The sequence below is a fragment of the Luteococcus sp. H101 genome (assembly GCF_038433155.1).
Classification (GTDB): domain Bacteria; phylum Actinomycetota; class Actinomycetes; order Propionibacteriales; family Propionibacteriaceae; genus Luteococcus.
Genome location: NZ_JBCDMW010000024.1, coordinates 1 through 16,876 on the forward strand (window position 1 = coordinate 1; position 16,876 = coordinate 16,876).

Below are 16,876 nucleotides of genomic sequence, written 5' to 3' on the forward strand. Positions count from 1 at the left end.
AACCCCTCGGCCCACAACCCGGCACCAACTTCAGCTGGGAAGACGGCAACGGCATCCAGAAAGGCTGGGCCGGCCGCTGGCGACCATGACACGCCCGAAGCCATACACACATTTCTGCCGCTAACCCCCCGATCCGGCCGCCTGCTCGGTGCAGCGCTCGCCGGGCCCGGCAGACCCGGCCTGTGACCCGGGAAAAGAACAAGGCTCGAACGATGAATACCGTTCGAGCCTTGTTTCTGGTGGGCGATACTGGGTTTGAACCAGTGTGCCAAAGAAATCCGGGGAGCTGGGTAACCCCTTGTCAAAACCGCTCTGACTAGCGGTGTAGCCTCACATTATCGCCAACACGCCGAAAGCACAAGTGGGCATGAAACCGCAAAATAGGGCTGCTATGTTGCACGTATGTTGCACGAAACACCCTCCCGGAAGCCCCCGACGGGCAAGACCAGACGCTCCTTCGGCCGCATGCGCACCCTGCCATCCGGCCGAATCCAAGTGGCATACACCGGCCCCGACGGTGGCCTCTACAAAGCCCCAACCACCTTCGAGGACAAGGACGCCGCCGGAGGCTGGCTCACCACCGAAAGACGACTCATCGACGCCGGGGAATGGGTGCCCCCAGCCGAACGCGGCGTCAAGCGCAAGCGCAAGGCCACCACCGTCACCGACTTCGCAGACACCTGGCTCGCCGGACGCGACCTGAAGCCCCGCACCCGGAGCCACTACAAGAGCATCATCGAGAAGCAGATCTCCCCCACCATCGGCAACCGACTGATCAGCGGACTGCAACCCGAAGACATCGACCAGTGGTACGCCCAACTGGACCCCAAGCACCCCACCTTGCGCGCCCACACCTACGGCCTGCTGCGGACCATCCTCGCCAGCGCCGTCGAGAAGGGCTACTGCACCGCGAACCCCTGCCACATCCGCGGCGCCGGCAACACCAAGCGCGCCCACAAGATCGAACCCCTCACCTTGGCTGAGCTGGAAACCCTCACCGCGGCCATGCCCGAGAAGTACCAGCTGATGATCCTCCTTGCCGCCTGGTGCGCCATGCGCTTCGGGGAACTGGCCGAACTGCGCCGCAAGGACGTGGACCTCACCAACGGCCGGGTGAAGATCCGCCGCGGCGTCGTCCGCGCCGCCGGTGAGGTGATCGTCGGCACCCCGAAGAGCGACGCCGGGATCCGCGACGTGGCGATCCCCCCGCACCTGCTACCCGCGATCAAGCAACACCTGAAGGACCACGCCGAACCCGGCCGTGAAGGACTGGTCTTCCCCGCCGCCGGTGGCGGGAACTTGGCACCGTCCACCTTCTACGGCAAGAGCCCGGTGAAGGTGTCCGGTGAATGGCGGGGCGGGACGAACTTCTACCGAGCGCGGGCGCTCGCTGGACGGCCCAAGCTCCATTTCCACGACTTGCGGCACACCGGCGCCGTCTTGGCTGCTCAGACAGGCGCCACGCTGGCCGAGCTGATGAACAGGTTGGGCCACTCCACCCCCGGCGCCGCCATGCGCTATCAGCATGCGGCCGCTGACCGGGATGCCCAGATCGCCAAGCGCCTATCCGAAATGGTGTGAGATTTGTCACACTCTCCCGGTGTCATTTCCGCACGAAATCGTCACGTGTGCTATGCCCTGTCTATTCCCAGTCTATTCCAGCGCACTCCAGCGCACTTTCAGGCGACCCAAAAGAGCTGGAGAGTGACACCGGGAACGAGGTCTAGGGAGTTTGACTACCGGGCAAGGCAGCCCAATACTCAATATCAGCCACGCAATGCATAGGCATGAAGCTGCAAGCGGCCCCCGGAGTGCGCCAACACTCCGAGGGCCTGAAGTCAAAACCCAGACCGTCCAAGGAACGGGATCGACTACCTCCAAGGTAGGCGGTCCCGGGAGAGAAGCGCAAGAATGACCGTCACCACACGCCGGCAGACCGTCGAGCCAGTGTTCATGTCCCCCCAGGAAGCAGCCGTCTACGCCGGCTGCTCCGTGGACACCATTCGCCGCCGCATCTCCGACGGCTCCCTGCCCGCCTCCCGGCTGGGCAAGCGGCTGATCCGGCTCGACAAGAACGACCTGGACAAACTGTTCCGCCCAATCCCGTCGGCCCGCACCACGTACTGACCGGGGGCCACAAATGAATACACGAACCAACTTCGTAGCTCCCTACGAAGAAGCCGACCGCGCCGCCATCCGGCGCCTATTCCACAACCTGGCCGACGACCCCGCATTTCTCGACAAGATCCTGCACCGGCTGATCGCGGACATCCTCCAGCAGCAAATGGCCTCCACCTGGATGAAGAAGGCCGAACATTACGACGCCGCCGGGGAACGCGGACTCGCCGCACGATGCCGAATCCAAGCCCACCTCCTGAAGGACGGCGACCTCACCGACCCCGCGATTGCCGACGACGTGCTGATCTACCAGGCCGAGCGCGTCCCAGCACCAGCCGTCGCCCCCATGCGTGACGAACTGCTGGCGATGATCAGCGACGAGCTGAGGCGAAATGCTGCCTGAGCCCGACGACCGCGGCGCCCAACTACTCGCCACCCTAAAAACTGGCGAATGGTTAGACGCCCAGGTCTTCCCGCCCATCTCCTGGGCAGTGCCCGGCCTCATCCCCGAAGGGTTCGGGCTGTTCACCGGCCCACCCAAAGCAGGGAAGTCGTGGTGCTCGCTCGCCATCGGTCTGGCCGTCGCCGCCGGAGGCAAAGCCCTGGGCAGCATCGACGTGGGCGATCCCCGCCCCGTCCTGCTGCTCGCACTGGAAGACGGAGACCGCCGCCTCCAAGGACGATGCCGCCACCTACTCGACGACGGTGCCCTGCCGTCGATGCTCACCTACCAGACCAGCACTCCCTCCGGGGACGTGATCCCACTGATCCGCGCCTGGCTCGCCAAGAACGGACACCTGGACCCGCTGATCATTCTCGACACCCTGGGCCGCGTCATGCCCCCAGCCCTACCCGGCGAGGGCGCCTATGCCCGCGACTACCGCATCGGAGCCGCGCTAAAGAACCTCACCGACGCACACCCCGGCAGTTGCCTCCTTGTCGTGCATCACGTCCGCAAGGCCACCGGTGACGACTGGATGGACTCCACCTCCGGCACCAACGGCCTGAACGGCGCGGCTGACTGGACCGTCAACCTGTCCCGCCAGCGCAACGAGGACGTGGGCATCCTCCGCGTGACCGGCCGCGATGTGCCCGAAGGCGAGTACGCCATGCGCTGCTCAGACGGTCGCTGGGAACTGGACGGCGAAGACCTTGATCATGCCTCCCAGAAGGCTTCCGAGGTCCGCACCACGGCCGGCATCGGGGACAAGAGCACCGAGGTGCTGGAGTACGTCGTTCGGTCGGCCACGCCGGTCACGCCGAAGCAGGTGGCCGACGCGCTCCAACTGCCGGACGCCCGCCGCTACATGGCCCGCCTGGCCGAATCCGGCCGACTGAGGAAGGTCGGCTACGGCACCTACACAGGTGTCCCACCTGTCCCAGTGTCCCAGTTGCCCACCGAAGTGGGACAGAGGGACACATGGGACACCGGGACACAGACCACAAACGAACCCATCGCATCACTAGTCGACTGGCAAGCCAACCGAAACAAGGATCACTGACCATGAGCAAGCAGACCACGCACACCTACACCTGCAACCCCGACCTGTCCGGCTTCGAGGCCTTCACCGACCACACCGGCACGACCGTCACCGTGAAGATCAACAGCACTGTCACCCATGAGGCCATCGCTCGAGCTGCTGCCGTGCTCGCCACCATCGCCGCGGTGAATGCGGCCGAGGACTTCGCCTTCATCGAGGACGTGTGCAGCTGATGGCCACCACCCTGAAGGCGTGCGCCGAGTGTGGCGAGGTGAGCGAGACCAGCCGGTGCCCCGAGCACCAGGTCCGCGACACCCGCCGCGCTCACCGCACGGACACCACCAAGCACTGGTGGATCCAGTTGTCGAGGCGAGCACGACGAGCACAACCGTTCTGCACGATGTGCGGATCCCGAGAGCGGCTGACGCTGGACCACAGTCCCCGCGCCTGGCTGCGCATCGGCATGAACCTGCCTGTCCGCCTCGTCGACGTCACTGTCCTCTGCAACGACTGCAACAACGAGATCGGATCCAGCAAGGCGGGCAGCAAGAGGTTCGTCGAATGGCTGAAGACCGACGGCGACCCGCACGCGACGACGCCCGACGACCTGGGGGGTAGGGCCAGCCGGACGGCTGCTCACCCCACCGGCAAGGCATTGTTCCAGTCTCAGATGGGAACGGTTCTCACTAAGGAGCGGGCATGGCGGGGCTGAAGGCGGGTGCGAAGGCCGCCATCACCGCTGAGCCGCTGGACTTCAAGGGCTGGCCGACGGACCGCGCCAAGCGTCGCATCCGGTTCGTGCAGACGTACTGCGTCGTGACCAAGGGCGTCGGTGCTGGGAAGCCCTTCAAGCTGCGCACCTGGCAGAAGGAGATCATCACGGGCGCCTTCGCTCCGGGGCGCCGGTCGGCTCTGGTGTCCCTGCCGCGTGCCAATGGCAAGAGCGCCCTGGCGGCTGCCCTGGCGGTGGCTGAGCTGTTCTGTGGCCCGTCGTCGGCTGAGGTGCTGGTGGTGGCTTCTGACCAACGTCAGGCGTCCATCGTGTTCAACCTGGCGCGCCGGATGATCGAGCTCACCCCGGAGCTGGCCGAGCGGACCCAGATCTTCAAGGACCGCATCGTCGTCCCCGAGAACGACGCGACGATGCTGGCTTTGCCGGCCGATCCTTCGGCGCTGCACGGGTGGGATCCGTCGCTGCTGATCGTCGACGAGTTGCATGTCGTGACCGAAGACGTCTGGGAGGCCGTCACGTCGGTCTCTGGCAAGCGTCCCGAGTCGATGGTGCTGGCGATCAGCACCCCGGCCACGTCGTCCGACAGCATCATGTGGCGGCTCGTCCAGCATGGCCGCGACGAGACCGACCCCGCCTTCTATCTGAAGGAGTTCAGCGCGCCGGACGGGTGTGCCCTGGATGACCGGGAGGCCTGGAAGGCAGCCAACCCGGCACTGGGCGACTTCCTCACCGAGGACGGCTTAGCCAGTGTGGCCCGGACCATGCGCGAGCCCGTGTTCCGCCAGCTTCGTCTGGGCCAATGGGTCAAGGGCTCTGACGCCTGGCTGCCATTCGGGGCGTGGGTTGATTGCGCTGCCGAGGGTGACCGGGCTGTTGGTCCCCGTGAGCGGGTCTGTCTGGGCTTCGACGGGTCGGCGTCCGGTGACTCCACCGCGCTGGTGGGCTGCACAGTGGGCGAGCGCCCTCACCTGTTCGTCGTCGGCCTCTGGGAGAACCCCGGCAAGGACGACTGGCGCGTCCCGCGGGCCGAGGTGGACCGGGCCATCAGGAAGGCCTTCGAGACGTACAACGTCGTCGAGCTCGCCTGTGACCCGTGGGGGTGGCGCTCCGAGATCGAGACCTGGGCGAAGCGTCACGGCGCCCGCCGCGTCATCGAGTACGACACCAGCTACCGCAAGCGGATGTGCCCGGCCACGGACAAGTTCTACGCCGCCGTGATGGACCAGAACCTCACTCACGACGGCAACGAGAACCTGGCTGCGCACATGGCCCACGCAACGGTGACCAGCACGCCCCAGGGCGACGCGATCGTCAAGGACAAGCGCAACAGCCCCCGCAAGATCGACCTGGCCATTGCGGCCATCGTCGCGCACGACCGAGCCACCAACCAGACCGTCACCCGTCGGCGTCGCGCCGTCGGATTCAACTGACCGAGGAGGTCACCATGAACACCACCGAGATCCTGATCAGCACCTTGCAGTGCATCGACAACGACGCCCCGCGCCGCACGACGAGGAACACCTACTACGCCGGCAAGCAGCCCTTGGCCTACCTGGCCCCCGAGGCTCGGCAGGCCATCGGCAACCGCTTCTCCCTGATCAACTCCAACGTCTGCCGCGTGGCCGTGAACGCGCTGGTGGAGCGATTGCGGATCACCGGCTTCACCGGACCGCAGGCCATCCAGCTGTGGGAGGACTGGCGCCGCAACGACCTGGACCAGCTGGCCCCGGTCGCGCATCGTGAGGCCCTGATCACCGGGGAGGCCTTCGTCATCGTCTGGGCCGACGCGGCCGGCAACCCGCAGGTCACCATCGAGTCCGCCGAGCAGGTGGCCGTCCAGCGCCACCCCGCCACGAGCATGGTCACCGCGGCCGCCAAGCGCATCGAGTACAGCGACCACACCGAGGCCGTGCTCTTCCTGCCCGACCGGATCGTGAAGTTCCGCTCCGAGGGCATCGGCGCGATCCTGCACGGCTTCGAGGTCGTCGAGACCATCGACAACCCGCTGGGCGTCGTGCCCGTCGTCCCGCTGCGCAACACCGAGCGACTGGCCGGACTGCCCGCGTCCGAGCTTGACGACCTGCTGCCGCTGGTCGATGCCCAGTCCAAATTGCTGGCCGACCTGATGGTTGCCAGCGAGTACAGCGGCCGCCCACGCCGGTGGGCCACGGGCGTCGAGCTGGAAGAGACCGAGGTCGTCGACGAGCAGGGCAACCCGACCGGCGAGGTCATCGAGACCAACCCGTACCCGGACAGCAACCGCATGATGGTTGCCGAGCAGCCCGAGGCCAAGTTCGGCCAGCTCCCGGCCGCCGACCTGGCTGCCTACGAGTCCGGCATCCGTGTCCTGCAGGCGCAGATCAGCGCCGTGTCTGGGCTCGCCCCGCACTACCTGGGGGTCCACGGGGATCAGCCTGCGTCCGCCGACGCGCTGAGGGCGTCTGAGGCCGCTCTGGTGGCCAAGGTGGAGTCCCGGCAGGCCACCTTCGGGCGGGCGTGGGAGGCCGTCGCCCGGCTGATGGTTGCCGTCCGCACCGGCGCCCCGGTCGAGACCGTCACGGTGGCTGTGCAGTGGGCTGATGCCGCGACCCGCTCCGTTGCCCAGGAGGCCGACGCCGTCGTGAAGCTGGTGCAGGCCGGCATCCTGCCCGTGACCTACGCACTGGCTCGTCTGGGCTACTCCGACGACGAGATCCGCCTGATCGAACAGGCCCGCCGCTCCGATGCCCTCCAGGCCGCGGGCACCAACCTGGCCGCGCTGCTGCCGAAGGCCGCGTCGTGAGCTTCGAGGACACCCTGCACCAGCTGAGCGAGGGGACCGCGAAGGTCGTCCTGCAGCTGTGGGAGGCCCTTGACCTGGGGGAGCTGGACCCCGACGACTTCCCCGAGCTGGTGGCCATGCTGGTGGCCACCGCCAATGCCCAGGGTGCCGCGGCTGGGCAGCTCGCGTTCCGTGCCTTCATGGAGGCCCACGACGCTAGCCCTACGGCCATCGCGGCCGTGGCGGCAGTCGACGATCACGAACGTCTCCTGCAGGCCGTAGGGACCGTCCTGTCGTCCGAGCTGGACACGCGGATGCAGTTGGAGCGACTGGCCCGTAACGAGCCGATGCAGGCCGCCACGAATGCGTTCCACGACGCCATGCAGGGCGAGCAGCGCGTCTCCGGGTGGCGCCGGCAGTTGGAGGCCGAACCCTGCCAGCTCTGCAGGTGGTGGGCGCGTGACGGGCGGGTGTGGCAGGCCGACCACAGGATGCCCCGGCATACCGGCTGTGCCTGCCACCAGATCCCGGTGATCGACGAGGCCACCGACAACTTCCAGACCACGCGGCAGGCACGAGCCACCGCCGCAATGAATGACCGACGCACCAGAAAGGCGACAGCATGACCGAGACCACCATCACCGAGAACACCGAGGTCGTTGACGACGAGAAGGGTGTCATTTCAACCGACACCCCCCAGGGGGCCGAAGCGACCGAGGTCATTACACCCCCAGTTGAGGGCGACACACCCCCAACTGACGAGCCTGAGACCTTCCCCCGCGAGTACGTCGAGAAGCTGCGCAAAGAGGCCGCCGACAACCGCGTGAAGGCCAAGCGTGCCGACGAGCTGGCCGAGCGCCTGTTCCGCGCCGAGGTCCGCGCTACTGGCCGACTCCACGATCCTGAAGATCTCCCGTACGACGCCGAACTCGTCGAGGATCCCGAGAAGCTGTCCGCCGCCATCGACACACTGTTGGCAGGCAAGCCGCACCTGGCCCGACGCACGCCCCGAGGTGACGTTGGACAGGGTGCCACGGCTACGGCACCCGCCGTCAGCCTGATCGACATGCTCCGCTGAAAGGAAGAACCATGCACAAGTACGTGATCAACGAGGACGTCATCAACCCCCGCGACAAGGGGAGCCTGGCGGTTGAAGTCCAGGCCGACAGCTGGAAGGAGGAGGGCACCTTCACCGTCTTCCTGGACTCGGACGGCAAGCAGGTCTATGCCATCCCAACCAGCAAGGTCCGCACTGTCCGAATGCTTGACTCGAACAACTGATCGAATGTAGCCTAGGGGCGTCGGGTTGATCCCGGCGCCCCTTCGCTTGTGCCCCTGGCGGGCAGGTCGAGTCCAAAGATTCCCTGACGCCCATAGGAGGCACACCATGTCCGAACCCGTCATCGCCCCGCCCCGGTCCACATCGAGACCGCGGCCGAGAACCCGACCCTGATCAAGGCGTCGGTGGCCAACATCCTGATCGAGCCCCTGCAGGCCGCCAGCGTCGTCCTGTCCAACGGCCCGCGGATCTTCGACAGCTCCGAGCCGCTGATCATCCCGAAGATGACCACCACCAGCACCGATCCCGGTTGGTACGGGCAGGGCGAGCAGATCGCCACCGCCGACGTCGACTTCGACGAGATGACCCTGATGCCCATCGAGCGCAAGTCGCTGAAGGTGATCAGCGTCGTCTCCAACGAGCTGCTGCGCCAGTCGAACGCCGTCAACCTGGACAGCGTCCTGCGCACCAAGCTGGTCACCGACGTGACCAACAAGCTGGACGATGCCCTGCTGCTGGGTGACGGCACCGACAACAGCATCACCGGCCTGTTGAACCAGCCCGGCGTCATCAAGGCCAAGGCCGACGGCGCCACCGTCGACGGCTTCCTGACTGGCCTGGCTGCGATGGCCGCCAAGGAGTCCGCGCCCACCGTCGCGTTCATGGCTGGCGCCGACTACTTCAAGCTGCTGGGCGCCAAGGACAGCACCGGCCGTCCGCTGGTGCAGCCCGACATCACCCGCGCCGCGGGCATGGTCCTGCACGGCGTCAAGCTCGTCGTCAGCAACAAGGTTCCGACCGGCAAGGTCGCCCTGGTCAACATGAACGAGGTGGCCGTCGTCCGTGACCTGGCCGCCAAGGTCGACCCGCTGAAGGAGCTCTACGCCGACCGCGACTCCACCGGCATCCGCGTGGTCACCCGCTACGACCTGGGCATTCTGCGCCCCGAGGCCGTCTGTCTGGTGAGCGCTGCCTGATGATGCCCACCGCCGCTGATGTGGCCGCCTTCCTGGGCCGGGGTGACGATCCTGAGACCGTCGCCCTGGCCGGGCAGGTGCTGCCCATCGTCACCGCCATGGCCCGCGCCTACACCCGCGACCGTGGCTTCGTAGGCCCCGAACCAACCGAGGACGTGGCGGCCGTCCTGGTCACCGCCACAGCCCGCCTGATGGCCAACCCCGAACAGATCCGCAAGACCGAGACGGTTGGGCCGTTCAGCCACCAAGTCGACACTGGCTTCACCGGCTGGACCCTGGCCGAATTGTTCGTCCTCAACCGCTACCGGGTGAGGCACCTATGATCCGCCTGCCCGGCCAAGTTGACGCCGTGATCCTCGTGGTCACGACGATCGTCGACAAGTACGGCGACCAGACCACGACGACGGTTGAGCACCCTGTGGTGGGTCGGTTTGCTCCCGAGCGGTCGGTCGAGTACATGGCCGGGCAGGCTTCTTCACCCGGCAACGTCACGCCGGCGCAACTGTTCGTCTCCGACGCCACCTTCACCCCCAACGCGAACGATCAGGTCCGCGTCATGGGCAAGGAGTGGACCGTCGAGGGTGACCCGCAGGTGTGGCCGTCCGGGAAGTACGTGCTGAACCTGAAGCGGTTCGGCACCTAGGTCTTCTGCGTCAACACCCCACATCATCCATTGGATTGATGCTCGCTGTAGCGGGGGGTGAAGGGCGGGAGCTGGCCGTATGCTGTCTCGCCATGTCGGCCCCACGCGCGCGCGGGCGCGAGCAGGTGTTAGGTGACCTAACACCTGATCTCGAGGTGATCGACCGCGAGACGACGTCAAGCAGGTGAAACACGATGTTTCACCTGATCCCGAGGTGATCGACCATGCGCGCGCGGGCGCGAGGCTTCAAGCGGTGGGGTCAGGCGTCAGTGCCCGAAGCCCGTCCACCAGCCCCACAGCAACCCCCAGAGCCTCACTCGCCGCCCGCATACCCTCCTGGCCGATCCGAGCCGAGTCATGGAACCAGCAGTCAACAAACGGCAGTTCAGGATCTGCTTCTTCGCCGGCCGCGGGCACGTACTGGGCAACGATCACCTGACCGTGCTTCCCGCCATCCCACAACGTCTTGTCGTGGTGGAAGGAGGTGGTTCGGGCTTCGAGCCGGGGCAGTTCGTCGGCCTGGTGGCCGTCGCACCAGTCGGGGCAGGTGGTGAGCTTGGCGGTGGACATGGGCACTCCTTGGATTTGGAGCGGCCTCCCTGTTGCACGTAGGTTGCACGGGAAACAGAAAAGTCGCTCTGGCTTGGGTGTTAACCCTAGTCAGAGCGACTTTCCTTCTGTGGGCGATACTGGGTTTGAACCAGTGACCTCTTCCGTGTCAGGGAAGCGCGCTACCACTGCGCCAACCGCCCGAGGTGGAGACGGGATTTGAACCCGTGTACACGGATTTGCAGTCCGTTGCCTCGCCTCTCGGCCACTCCACCGTGAAGATGAGTCCTCACCGATGGATGGGGCGAGAGCCTCTCCGAGCGGACGACGGGATTCGAACCCGCGACCCTCACCTTGGCAAGGTGATGCTCTACCAACTGAGCCACGTCCGCATTGTGTTGCGCCCACCGGACCGTGCGATCCGCTCTGCGCTGTGCACCAGAGAACTCTATCGGATCTTGCGATCCCTGCCAAATCCTCGTTTCGGCTTCCTGCCCTTGCGAGCTGCCCCCCGAAGCGGTGCGTTGAGAACACTAGCGGACCGATTTCGCAGTGTGCAAATCGGGACTCACGCCGGCGTGATTCACCCCCCGTTCACCGGCTTGCCCAGGCCGCCGCGGGACTAAGACCTCCCCTCGCGAAGGGCCGTTCACGACGTGGTCACCGGGTGCTCAACTCCGGCTCAACTGGGCGTCGCCGGGCCCGATTTGTACAAGCGCCGCAGGACCCGCTAGTGTTTCTCTTCGCAAGGGCGATTGGCGCAGTGGTAGCGCGCTTCGTTCACACCGAAGAGGTCACTGGTTCGAACCCAGTATCGCCCACCAGCAGACAGGCCACCGACGAGAAGTCGGTGGCCTGTTTCATGTCCGGCGCCCACTATGCGGGCGACCAGCTGTCCATTGGGTGAGCGGGCATCTCGGACGGCGATTGATCTGACATATGGCAACAGAAGTTCACGTCGGAGTGGCTCGGATCTGGAAAATCCGCAGGTTCGAGGGCTAAGCAGACACCGTGACAAGAAAAAATTTTGTCTCACCGGAGAAATCACCGCCCTGAAGCCCGGTTGCCCGCCATTCTGCGGCGCCATCTGCACGCGTCGCAACGAATGTGGGCGCGAGGCAGCGCTGGAGCAATAGAAGCTTCACCGCCTGAGAGGCAGCTGTCGGCCCAAAACCATCCACATAGTGATATTGAATCTTGATATTTGGACTATTGCTTGCGGTCGAGCCTTGCGGACAGTCAGTGTTGCAAGCACGGCAAGGGAGCCGCCCGAAGTTTCCACCCCCGAACGAAGGCTCTGACATGACTGCACCTGCGCTGATCCTCCTGGCCAACGGCTCCGACCAGCCGGAGATGACCAGCATGATCCATCAGCTGCGGATGCACATGCAGCAGGCCCGGCCCGAGCTCAACGTAGGCCTCGCCTTCCTGGACAAGTGCCCGCCCTCCGGCCCCGCCGTGGTGTCGGCCCTGGCGGCCCGGGGGGTGCGCGAGCTGGTCTTCGTTCCCCTGGACCTGACCCACGCCGTCGACGTCAGCGATGCGGCCACCCAGATGCTGGAACGCGTCCGCACCCTGCATCCGCAGGTCGCGATGACCATGGCCCGCCCGCTGGGACCGGCCACCGACCTTCTCAATGTGCTGGACGAGCGGCTGCGGGAGGCGTTGCGCCTCACCCACGCCGTCGAGCTGGATGCCCTGGTGCTCTCGGCCCCCGAAGCGGGCGACACTCGCGGCAACGCCCTGCTGGCCCGCCGGGCCCGGCAGTGGTCCGCGCACCACAAGTTGCCGTGCGTGGTGGCGGTGAATGATGGCGCCGGGTCCAACATCGCGCACGCCGTCGCGACGCTGCGCGCCCAGGGCCGTCGCCACATCGCCGTCGGAAGCTTCTACATCGCGGCCGACGAGAACTACCACGCGATGCGGGAGCAGGCGCTGTCCGTCGGCGTCCAGGCGGTCTCGGCCCCAATGGGAAGCCACGAGTTCATCCTGGACCTGGTGATGGCGCGCTACGTCTTTGCCGCGATGAAGCTGTTGGATGCCGAGCTGCCGCAGGTGGCCGAGCAGACCGAGGAGATCCACGCGATCTGACAATCCGAACCTGCGGCGAGCTACGCACACTCTCACCGCACATGACGGCGGGGCCCCACCGTGGTGGGGCCCCGCCGTCGTTCTTGGTTCTTGCCGGGCTGGGGCCGGGTCAGCTCTTGTTGACCCGCTCGATCTCCTCGCTCACGTCGAAGTCCGCCGCGGGCCAGGCCAGGTCCATCTCCTCCAGGGTCTCCAGCAGGAGCTGGGCCACGGCCCAGTTGCGGTACCACTTCTTGTTCGACGGGATGTGGTACCACGGGGCGTCGTCGGTATTGCACCGCTCCAGCAGGTCGGCATAGGCCTCCATGTAGGCGGGCCACTTGCTGCGCGAGTCAACATCACCGGGGTTGTACTTCCAGTACTTCTCCGGATTCTCCAGCCGCTCCAGCAGGCGCACCTTCTGCTCGTCGTGGCTGACATTGAGGAAGCACTTGATCACCTTGACCCCGTCGGCCACCAGGTCGGCCTCGAACTTGTTGATCTGGTTGTAGCGCTTCTCCCACTCCTCCACCGGCACCAGCTCGTCGACGCGCACGATCAGCACGTCCTCGTACTGCGAGCGGTCGAAGATCCCGATCATCCCGGCGCCCGGCAGCGCCTTCTTGATCCGCCACAGGAAGGTGTGGCTGCGCTCCTCCTCGGTGGGGCTCTTGAAGGCCTTGAGGGAGACGCCCTGCGGGTCCACCATGCCGATGGCGTGCCGGATCACACCGCCCTTGCCGGAGGTGTCCATGCCCTGGAGGATCACCAGCACCCGCGGAGCCTTCTCGTCCTCGCGGCCGTTGGCGTAGAGCCGCTCCTGCAGGTCACTGAGCCGCTCCCCCACCTCGGCCGCGCGTTCCGGCGCGTCCGCCTTGCCCTTGCCCGGATAGCCCGGGGTGGACTCGGCATCCAGGGCGCTCATGTCCACCGGACCCTGCGGGATCCGTAGCAGGTCGCGCAGCGACGTGTCCTTGCCGACCACGGGGCTCTTGGAGCTCTTCTTGCCGGACTTTTCCTTCTCGGACTTCTTCTTGGATGCCTTTGCCATAGGGGCAATTGTGGCCCCACAAGCAACGTCACGTCACCCCTTGTTCACCACCAGTTTCATTTCTTCAGGCTGGCGGGTGGTGCTCAGTCGGCCTTTCGGGCCCGGCTGGGCTGCACCCTCATCGGTTCCCCCGGCATCTTGGGGTATTCGGGCGGATACGGCAGCTCCCCTTCGCCGGCTTGCTCATCGCGCTGGTACCAGTCGAGCGCCGTCTGCAGGCTGCCCGGCCTCGTGGCATACAGCGGTGCCCACAGGTCCCCGCGCTCAGCGAATCGTTCGGGCATGGTCTGCACCGTGAACCGGGAGGGATCGACGTCGGGCACCTCGTCCCAGTCCAGGGGCGCCGAGACCTGGGCGGTGGGCACCGGCCGGATCGAGTAGGCACTGGCCATCAGCCGGTCCCGCGCCATCTGGTTGAAATCGACGAAGATCCGCTGGCCGCGCTCCTCCTTCCACCAGTTCACGGTGACCCGGTCGGGCATCCGTCGGGCAAGCTCCCGGCCGATGGCGATGGTGGCATGCCGAGCGTCGATGAAGCTGGCTGGCTGGATGCGGCAGAAGACGTGCAGGCCACGGCCGCCCGAGGTCTTGCAGAAGCCCTCAAGGCCGGCCTCGGTGAGGATGGTGCGCAGTTCGACGGCGGCGCGGGCCGCGTCGTGGACGTCGGTGCCTGGCTGCGGATCAAGGTCGATGCGCAGTTGGTCCACGTGCTCGGTGTCGGGGGCCGTCACCGGCCAGGGGTGGAAACGCAGGGTGCCCAGGCTCAGCATCCAGACCAGGTCCGCGACGCTGGTCGGGATCACCTGCTCCGCGGTCCGTCCCGACGGGTAGGTGACCGTCGCGGTCTGCACCCCGTCGGGCATCCCCTTGGGTGCCTTCTTCTGGTAGAAGGCGTCGCCGCGGCCATCACTGCGGGTGGCCAGCACGGCTCCCTCCACGACACCGCCCGGCCAGCGCTCCATGGTGGTCGGGCGGTGGTCAAGCGCCGCGAGCAGCCCCGAGCCCACGGAGATCACGTACTGGGCCAGGTCCAGCTTGGTCAGCCCCAGCTCCGGGAAATAGACCTTCTCGGGGCTGGACAGGCGCACCTCCCGCCCATCCACCTCCAGGGTCACGGCAGTCTTCGGCATGCGCCCAGCATAGGCAGCCCCGCCCGGCACACCGGCGCCACCGGCGCCCACCGGACACTTGCCCGGGACCGCTCCTCTGCTCAGGCCGCCTCCGTTTCGAGGATCTGGGTTTCCAGGTGGCGTCGGGAGGCGGCGACGTCGGGTCGGCCGAGGTCGAGGGTGCGGCTGGCGGTGGTGAGGTAGCGGTAGCCGAGGGGTGTTTGCCACAGGAAGATCCCGGGCAGGGGTTGGGCCAGGTACCAGCCGAAGTGGGTCTTCGCGCGGTGGGCGCGACGGGACAACGGACCGAGGTTGTCCGGATGGGTGACGCCGCGGGCAGGGGCCTCGACGGGCTCGGCCACCGGCGTGACGTTCGCCGCCGGTCCCCGAGCTCGTCGAGGGGCTTGTGACTGGGCAGGGGCCTCGACGGGCTCGGCCGCCGTGATTGGGTTCCTGCCTACGTCTCGGAGGGTCGTGGTCAGGTCAGTATGCGGGCGTGACTCAGCCACCGTTCCCCGAGCCTGTCGAGGGGCCAGGACATGGGGAGAGGCCTGGACGGGCTCGGCCACCGGGGTTGCGTCCGCGGGCGGGCTCGACTCAGTCACCGCTCTCCGGGCTTGTCGAGGGGCCCATGTCTGGGGAGGGGCCTCGACAGGCTCAGCCGCCGTGCTTTGGTTCCTGCCTGGATCCTGGGCCGCCGGGGTTGTTCTCCACGGGATGGTGTGGTCCAGGTCGAGGCCCTGGGATCGGCGGGTGGACCAGGGGAACACCTCGTACGGGGACCGCAACGTGACGGCTTCCCGCATGGTGGGTGGACACTCATACGCATCGCTGGGGGCTTGGTGGTTCTGGTCGATCACCGGGCGGACCGTGATCCGATGGTGCCCGAACAGGTCCCGCAACCACCCCGCGAGCAGTGGTTGGAGTTCATCGGCGCGGGCGATGCCGTCCCCGGCCTGCAGGGTGGTGTCGGTCAAGTGCACCACCACCTGCGCCCTGGGCAGCAGCTTCTCCGGGGCGACCGTGATCTGGCCGCACACGTGCCCGGATTGCCCGGCTCGCTGGCACACAGCCTCGAAGTCTTCTCCGGTGGGCAACTGGTCGAGCAGGTCGGCTTGGAGGAGTTGGGTGGCCAGGGCGGGGGTGGCCATCAGCCCGAGGGCCTTCGCGCGTAGCGCGTTGGGGGTGCCGGGATGTCCGGCGCGGCGCAGCACCTGCACCAACCGATCGAGCTGGGCATCCAACTGCACGGCGTCGGCAGCATCCACCACCGCGGCCACATCGGCGACCCCGCCCTCGGATTGGGCGATCCATACTCCCCGCGCCTCGGTGGCGGCCTGCCGCTTCTGCTCCGCCTGGTCGGGTGGGAGGTGGCGCAGCACCACCCCCGCCACCGTCTTCTTCACCCGCCGAAACGACATGCCCACGATCATCCGCGACAGTTCGAGGTCCACCAGCCCGGCCGTGTCGCGGTCGAGCTCGCGGGTGGCGTAGGCGATGTGCTGGGCGTGGTGCACTGGGACGTCGAGGTCTTGGACCATCTGCCACAGGACGGGGAGCCGGTGTCGTACGTCGAGGGCGGTGGCGATCAACGCGGTGGCCTCCTCCACCCGCACATGCAGATCCGCGGCCAACTCCAACACACACCCCTCCGCAACCTCCGGAGTTCCCGCTCCACCGAGGGCGACGAGGCGTTCCCGGCCCGGCAACGCCGGCTCGGACGAATCCACACCGTCGACGTCGGAATACAGATCGGCCAGATGGGCGATCAGCCGGAAGTCGCGGGCCTCGGACTCCCGCCGGGCCCGGCGCTCCGCACGCAGCGCCTCGATCGTCGCAAGAGTGGTGGCCGGGAGGTCCTCGGGCATGCCCATGGGAGGTGTCTGGGTTGCTGGTGTGCTGCTCATGGCGACCTCCCCCCGAAGTCTTCGTGTCTGTATTCTAATTCTACCCAGCGATACATTTCTGGGCGAGCGTTTAGTTTGTCTAGAAAGTCACATCCCCGAGCCCTCGACGGGCTCCGGTGTCGTGGTTGGATCCCTACCATGCCCTCGACAGGCTCGGGCACCGGGGCTGAGTCCCCTGCCGAGTGGGCCGTCGAAGTG

The 16,876-nt window shown here is 66.7% G+C and carries 19 protein-coding genes and 4 tRNA genes; 16 read left to right on the forward strand and 7 right to left on the reverse strand.

From position 1 onward, the window contains the following. The first annotated feature begins 465 nt into the window (after positions 1 to 465). The 14 genes from AAEX60_RS10715 (at position 466) to AAEX60_RS10780 (ending at position 9,992) form a co-directional block, all read left to right on the forward strand. A complete protein-coding gene (locus tag AAEX60_RS10715; RefSeq protein WP_342103389.1) occupies positions 466 to 1,581 on the forward strand; it encodes a tyrosine-type recombinase/integrase in 1,116 nt (371 codons plus the stop codon). Between the two features lie 330 nt (positions 1,582 to 1,911). Beyond that, positions 1,912 to 2,127: an excisionase family DNA-binding protein gene (locus tag AAEX60_RS10720; protein WP_342103391.1), complete on the forward strand. Its 216-nt coding sequence runs from the start codon at positions 1,912 to 1,914 to the stop codon at positions 2,125 to 2,127. A 13-nt stretch (positions 2,128 to 2,140) separates the two neighbouring features. Further along, positions 2,141 to 2,521 carry a hypothetical protein gene (locus AAEX60_RS10725; RefSeq protein WP_342103392.1) on the forward strand — a complete coding sequence of 127 codons (381 nt, stop codon included), beginning with the start codon at positions 2,141 to 2,143 and terminating at the stop codon, positions 2,519 to 2,521. Continuing rightward, positions 2,511 to 3,620, forward strand: coding sequence for an AAA family ATPase (locus AAEX60_RS10730; RefSeq protein ID WP_342103393.1), 1,110 nt, complete (start codon positions 2,511 to 2,513; stop codon positions 3,618 to 3,620). Before AAEX60_RS10725 ends, AAEX60_RS10730 begins: the two co-directional genes overlap by 11 nt. A 2-nt stretch (positions 3,621 to 3,622) precedes the next feature. Next, on the forward strand, positions 3,623 to 3,832 hold the full coding sequence (locus AAEX60_RS10735; protein ID WP_342103395.1) for a hypothetical protein: 210 nt from the start codon (positions 3,623 to 3,625) through the stop codon (positions 3,830 to 3,832). Then, positions 3,832 to 4,311 carry a hypothetical protein gene (locus tag AAEX60_RS10740; RefSeq protein ID WP_342103397.1) on the forward strand — a complete coding sequence of 160 codons (480 nt, stop codon included), beginning with the start codon at positions 3,832 to 3,834 and terminating at the stop codon, positions 4,309 to 4,311. Before AAEX60_RS10735 ends, AAEX60_RS10740 begins: the two co-directional genes overlap by 1 nt. Continuing rightward, positions 4,299 to 5,762: a terminase large subunit domain-containing protein gene (locus AAEX60_RS10745; protein ID WP_342103399.1), complete on the forward strand. Its 1,464-nt coding sequence runs from the start codon at positions 4,299 to 4,301 to the stop codon at positions 5,760 to 5,762. Before AAEX60_RS10740 ends, AAEX60_RS10745 begins: the two co-directional genes overlap by 13 nt. A gap of 14 nt (positions 5,763 to 5,776) precedes the next feature. Beyond that, positions 5,777 to 7,114, forward strand: a complete 1,338-nt coding sequence (locus AAEX60_RS10750; protein WP_342103400.1) for a phage portal protein — start codon at positions 5,777 to 5,779, stop codon at positions 7,112 to 7,114. Further along, positions 7,111 to 7,719 (forward strand): hypothetical protein, encoded by a 609-nt coding sequence (locus AAEX60_RS10755; RefSeq protein WP_342103402.1) that lies wholly within the window; start codon positions 7,111 to 7,113, stop codon positions 7,717 to 7,719. Before AAEX60_RS10750 ends, AAEX60_RS10755 begins: the two co-directional genes overlap by 4 nt. Continuing rightward, the gene (locus AAEX60_RS10760; protein WP_342103404.1) at positions 7,716 to 8,171 is read left to right on the forward strand and encodes a hypothetical protein; all 456 of its coding nucleotides are present in this window, start codon (positions 7,716 to 7,718) and stop codon (positions 8,169 to 8,171) included. The genes AAEX60_RS10755 and AAEX60_RS10760 overlap by 4 nt, the downstream gene beginning before the upstream one ends. An 11-nt stretch (positions 8,172 to 8,182) precedes the next feature. Beyond that, complete coding sequence (locus tag AAEX60_RS10765; RefSeq protein ID WP_342103405.1) at positions 8,183 to 8,374, forward strand: hypothetical protein; 192 nt, start codon at positions 8,183 to 8,185, stop codon at positions 8,372 to 8,374. 141 nt (positions 8,375 to 8,515) lie between these two features. Further along, positions 8,516 to 9,349 carry a phage major capsid protein gene (locus AAEX60_RS10770; RefSeq protein ID WP_342103430.1) on the forward strand — a complete coding sequence of 278 codons (834 nt, stop codon included), beginning with the start codon at positions 8,516 to 8,518 and terminating at the stop codon, positions 9,347 to 9,349. Further along, complete coding sequence (locus AAEX60_RS10775; protein WP_342103406.1) at positions 9,349 to 9,672, forward strand: hypothetical protein; 324 nt, start codon at positions 9,349 to 9,351, stop codon at positions 9,670 to 9,672. The genes AAEX60_RS10770 and AAEX60_RS10775 overlap by 1 nt, the downstream gene beginning before the upstream one ends. Continuing rightward, on the forward strand, positions 9,669 to 9,992 hold the full coding sequence (locus AAEX60_RS10780; protein WP_342103407.1) for a hypothetical protein: 324 nt from the start codon (positions 9,669 to 9,671) through the stop codon (positions 9,990 to 9,992). Before AAEX60_RS10775 ends, AAEX60_RS10780 begins: the two co-directional genes overlap by 4 nt. 246 nt (positions 9,993 to 10,238) lie before the next feature. On the opposite strand, the gene AAEX60_RS10785 is transcribed toward AAEX60_RS10780, so the two are convergent. The 4 genes from AAEX60_RS10785 to AAEX60_RS10800 form a co-directional block, all read right to left on the reverse strand. Continuing rightward, positions 10,239 to 10,562, reverse strand: coding sequence for a hypothetical protein (locus tag AAEX60_RS10785; RefSeq protein WP_342103408.1), 324 nt, complete (start codon positions 10,560 to 10,562; stop codon positions 10,239 to 10,241). Positions 10,563 to 10,672: 110 nt separating this feature from the next. Beyond that, a tRNA-Val gene (locus tag AAEX60_RS10790) sits at positions 10,673 to 10,744 on the reverse strand. Position 10,745: 1 nt separating this feature from the next. Further along, a tRNA-Cys gene (locus AAEX60_RS10795) sits at positions 10,746 to 10,816 on the reverse strand. A gap of 44 nt (positions 10,817 to 10,860) precedes the next feature. Further along, positions 10,861 to 10,933: transfer RNA gene (locus AAEX60_RS10800), tRNA-Gly, on the reverse strand. Between the two features lie 357 nt (positions 10,934 to 11,290). Between AAEX60_RS10800 and AAEX60_RS10805 the strand changes: the two genes are divergently transcribed. Together AAEX60_RS10805 and AAEX60_RS10810 are read left to right on the forward strand one after the other, a co-directional pair. Further along, positions 11,291 to 11,365, forward strand: a tRNA-Val gene (locus tag AAEX60_RS10805). A gap of 478 nt (positions 11,366 to 11,843) precedes the next feature. Continuing rightward, the gene (locus tag AAEX60_RS10810) at positions 11,844 to 12,632 is read left to right on the forward strand and encodes a sirohydrochlorin chelatase (RefSeq protein WP_342103411.1); all 789 of its coding nucleotides are present in this window, start codon (positions 11,844 to 11,846) and stop codon (positions 12,630 to 12,632) included. Between the two features lie 109 nt (positions 12,633 to 12,741). Here the strand turns inward: AAEX60_RS10810 and AAEX60_RS10815 are convergent, their stop codons facing one another. The 3 genes from AAEX60_RS10815 to AAEX60_RS10825 form a co-directional block, all read right to left on the reverse strand. Further along, positions 12,742 to 13,596, reverse strand: a complete 855-nt coding sequence (locus tag AAEX60_RS10815; RefSeq protein WP_446721309.1) for a PPK2 family polyphosphate kinase — start codon at positions 13,594 to 13,596, stop codon at positions 12,742 to 12,744. A gap of 149 nt (positions 13,597 to 13,745) precedes the next feature. After that, positions 13,746 to 14,792 (reverse strand): DNA polymerase domain-containing protein, encoded by a 1,047-nt coding sequence (locus tag AAEX60_RS10820; protein WP_342103413.1) that lies wholly within the window; start codon positions 14,790 to 14,792, stop codon positions 13,746 to 13,748. Between the two features lie 80 nt (positions 14,793 to 14,872). Next, on the reverse strand, positions 14,873 to 16,645 hold the full coding sequence (locus AAEX60_RS10825; RefSeq protein ID WP_342103414.1) for a DUF222 domain-containing protein: 1,773 nt from the start codon (positions 16,643 to 16,645) through the stop codon (positions 14,873 to 14,875). Positions 16,646 to 16,876: the final 231 nt, after the last annotated feature.

Bases quoted from the DNA above. Each gene is read 5' to 3' on its own strand.
- AAEX60_RS10750 (WP_342103400.1), top strand. From the start codon at position 5,777: ATGAACACCACCGAGATCCTGATCAGCACCTTGCAGTGCATCGACAAC.
- AAEX60_RS10730 (WP_342103393.1), top strand. From the start codon at position 2,511: ATGCTGCCTGAGCCCGACGACCGCGGCGCCCAACTACTCGCCACCCTA.
- AAEX60_RS10765 (WP_342103405.1), top strand. From the start codon at position 8,183: ATGCACAAGTACGTGATCAACGAGGACGTCATCAACCCCCGCGACAAG.
- AAEX60_RS10745 (WP_342103399.1), top strand. From the start codon at position 4,299: ATGGCGGGGCTGAAGGCGGGTGCGAAGGCCGCCATCACCGCTGAGCCG.
- AAEX60_RS10810 (WP_342103411.1), top strand. From the start codon at position 11,844: ATGACTGCACCTGCGCTGATCCTCCTGGCCAACGGCTCCGACCAGCCG.
- AAEX60_RS10760 (WP_342103404.1), top strand. From the start codon at position 7,716: ATGACCGAGACCACCATCACCGAGAACACCGAGGTCGTTGACGACGAG.
- AAEX60_RS10720 (WP_342103391.1), top strand. From the start codon at position 1,912: ATGACCGTCACCACACGCCGGCAGACCGTCGAGCCAGTGTTCATGTCC.
- AAEX60_RS10740 (WP_342103397.1), top strand. From the start codon at position 3,832: ATGGCCACCACCCTGAAGGCGTGCGCCGAGTGTGGCGAGGTGAGCGAG.
- AAEX60_RS10785 (WP_342103408.1), bottom strand. From the start codon at position 10,562: ATGTCCACCGCCAAGCTCACCACCTGCCCCGACTGGTGCGACGGCCAC.
- AAEX60_RS10725 (WP_342103392.1), top strand. From the start codon at position 2,141: ATGAATACACGAACCAACTTCGTAGCTCCCTACGAAGAAGCCGACCGC.
- AAEX60_RS10780 (WP_342103407.1), top strand. From the start codon at position 9,669: ATGATCCGCCTGCCCGGCCAAGTTGACGCCGTGATCCTCGTGGTCACG.
- AAEX60_RS10715 (WP_342103389.1), top strand. From the start codon at position 466: ATGCGCACCCTGCCATCCGGCCGAATCCAAGTGGCATACACCGGCCCC.
- AAEX60_RS10735 (WP_342103395.1), top strand. From the start codon at position 3,623: ATGAGCAAGCAGACCACGCACACCTACACCTGCAACCCCGACCTGTCC.
- AAEX60_RS10820 (WP_342103413.1), bottom strand. From the start codon at position 14,792: ATGCCGAAGACTGCCGTGACCCTGGAGGTGGATGGGCGGGAGGTGCGC.
- AAEX60_RS10825 (WP_342103414.1), bottom strand. From the start codon at position 16,645: ATGGGCATGCCCGAGGACCTCCCGGCCACCACTCTTGCGACGATCGAG.
- AAEX60_RS10775 (WP_342103406.1), top strand. From the start codon at position 9,349: ATGATGCCCACCGCCGCTGATGTGGCCGCCTTCCTGGGCCGGGGTGAC.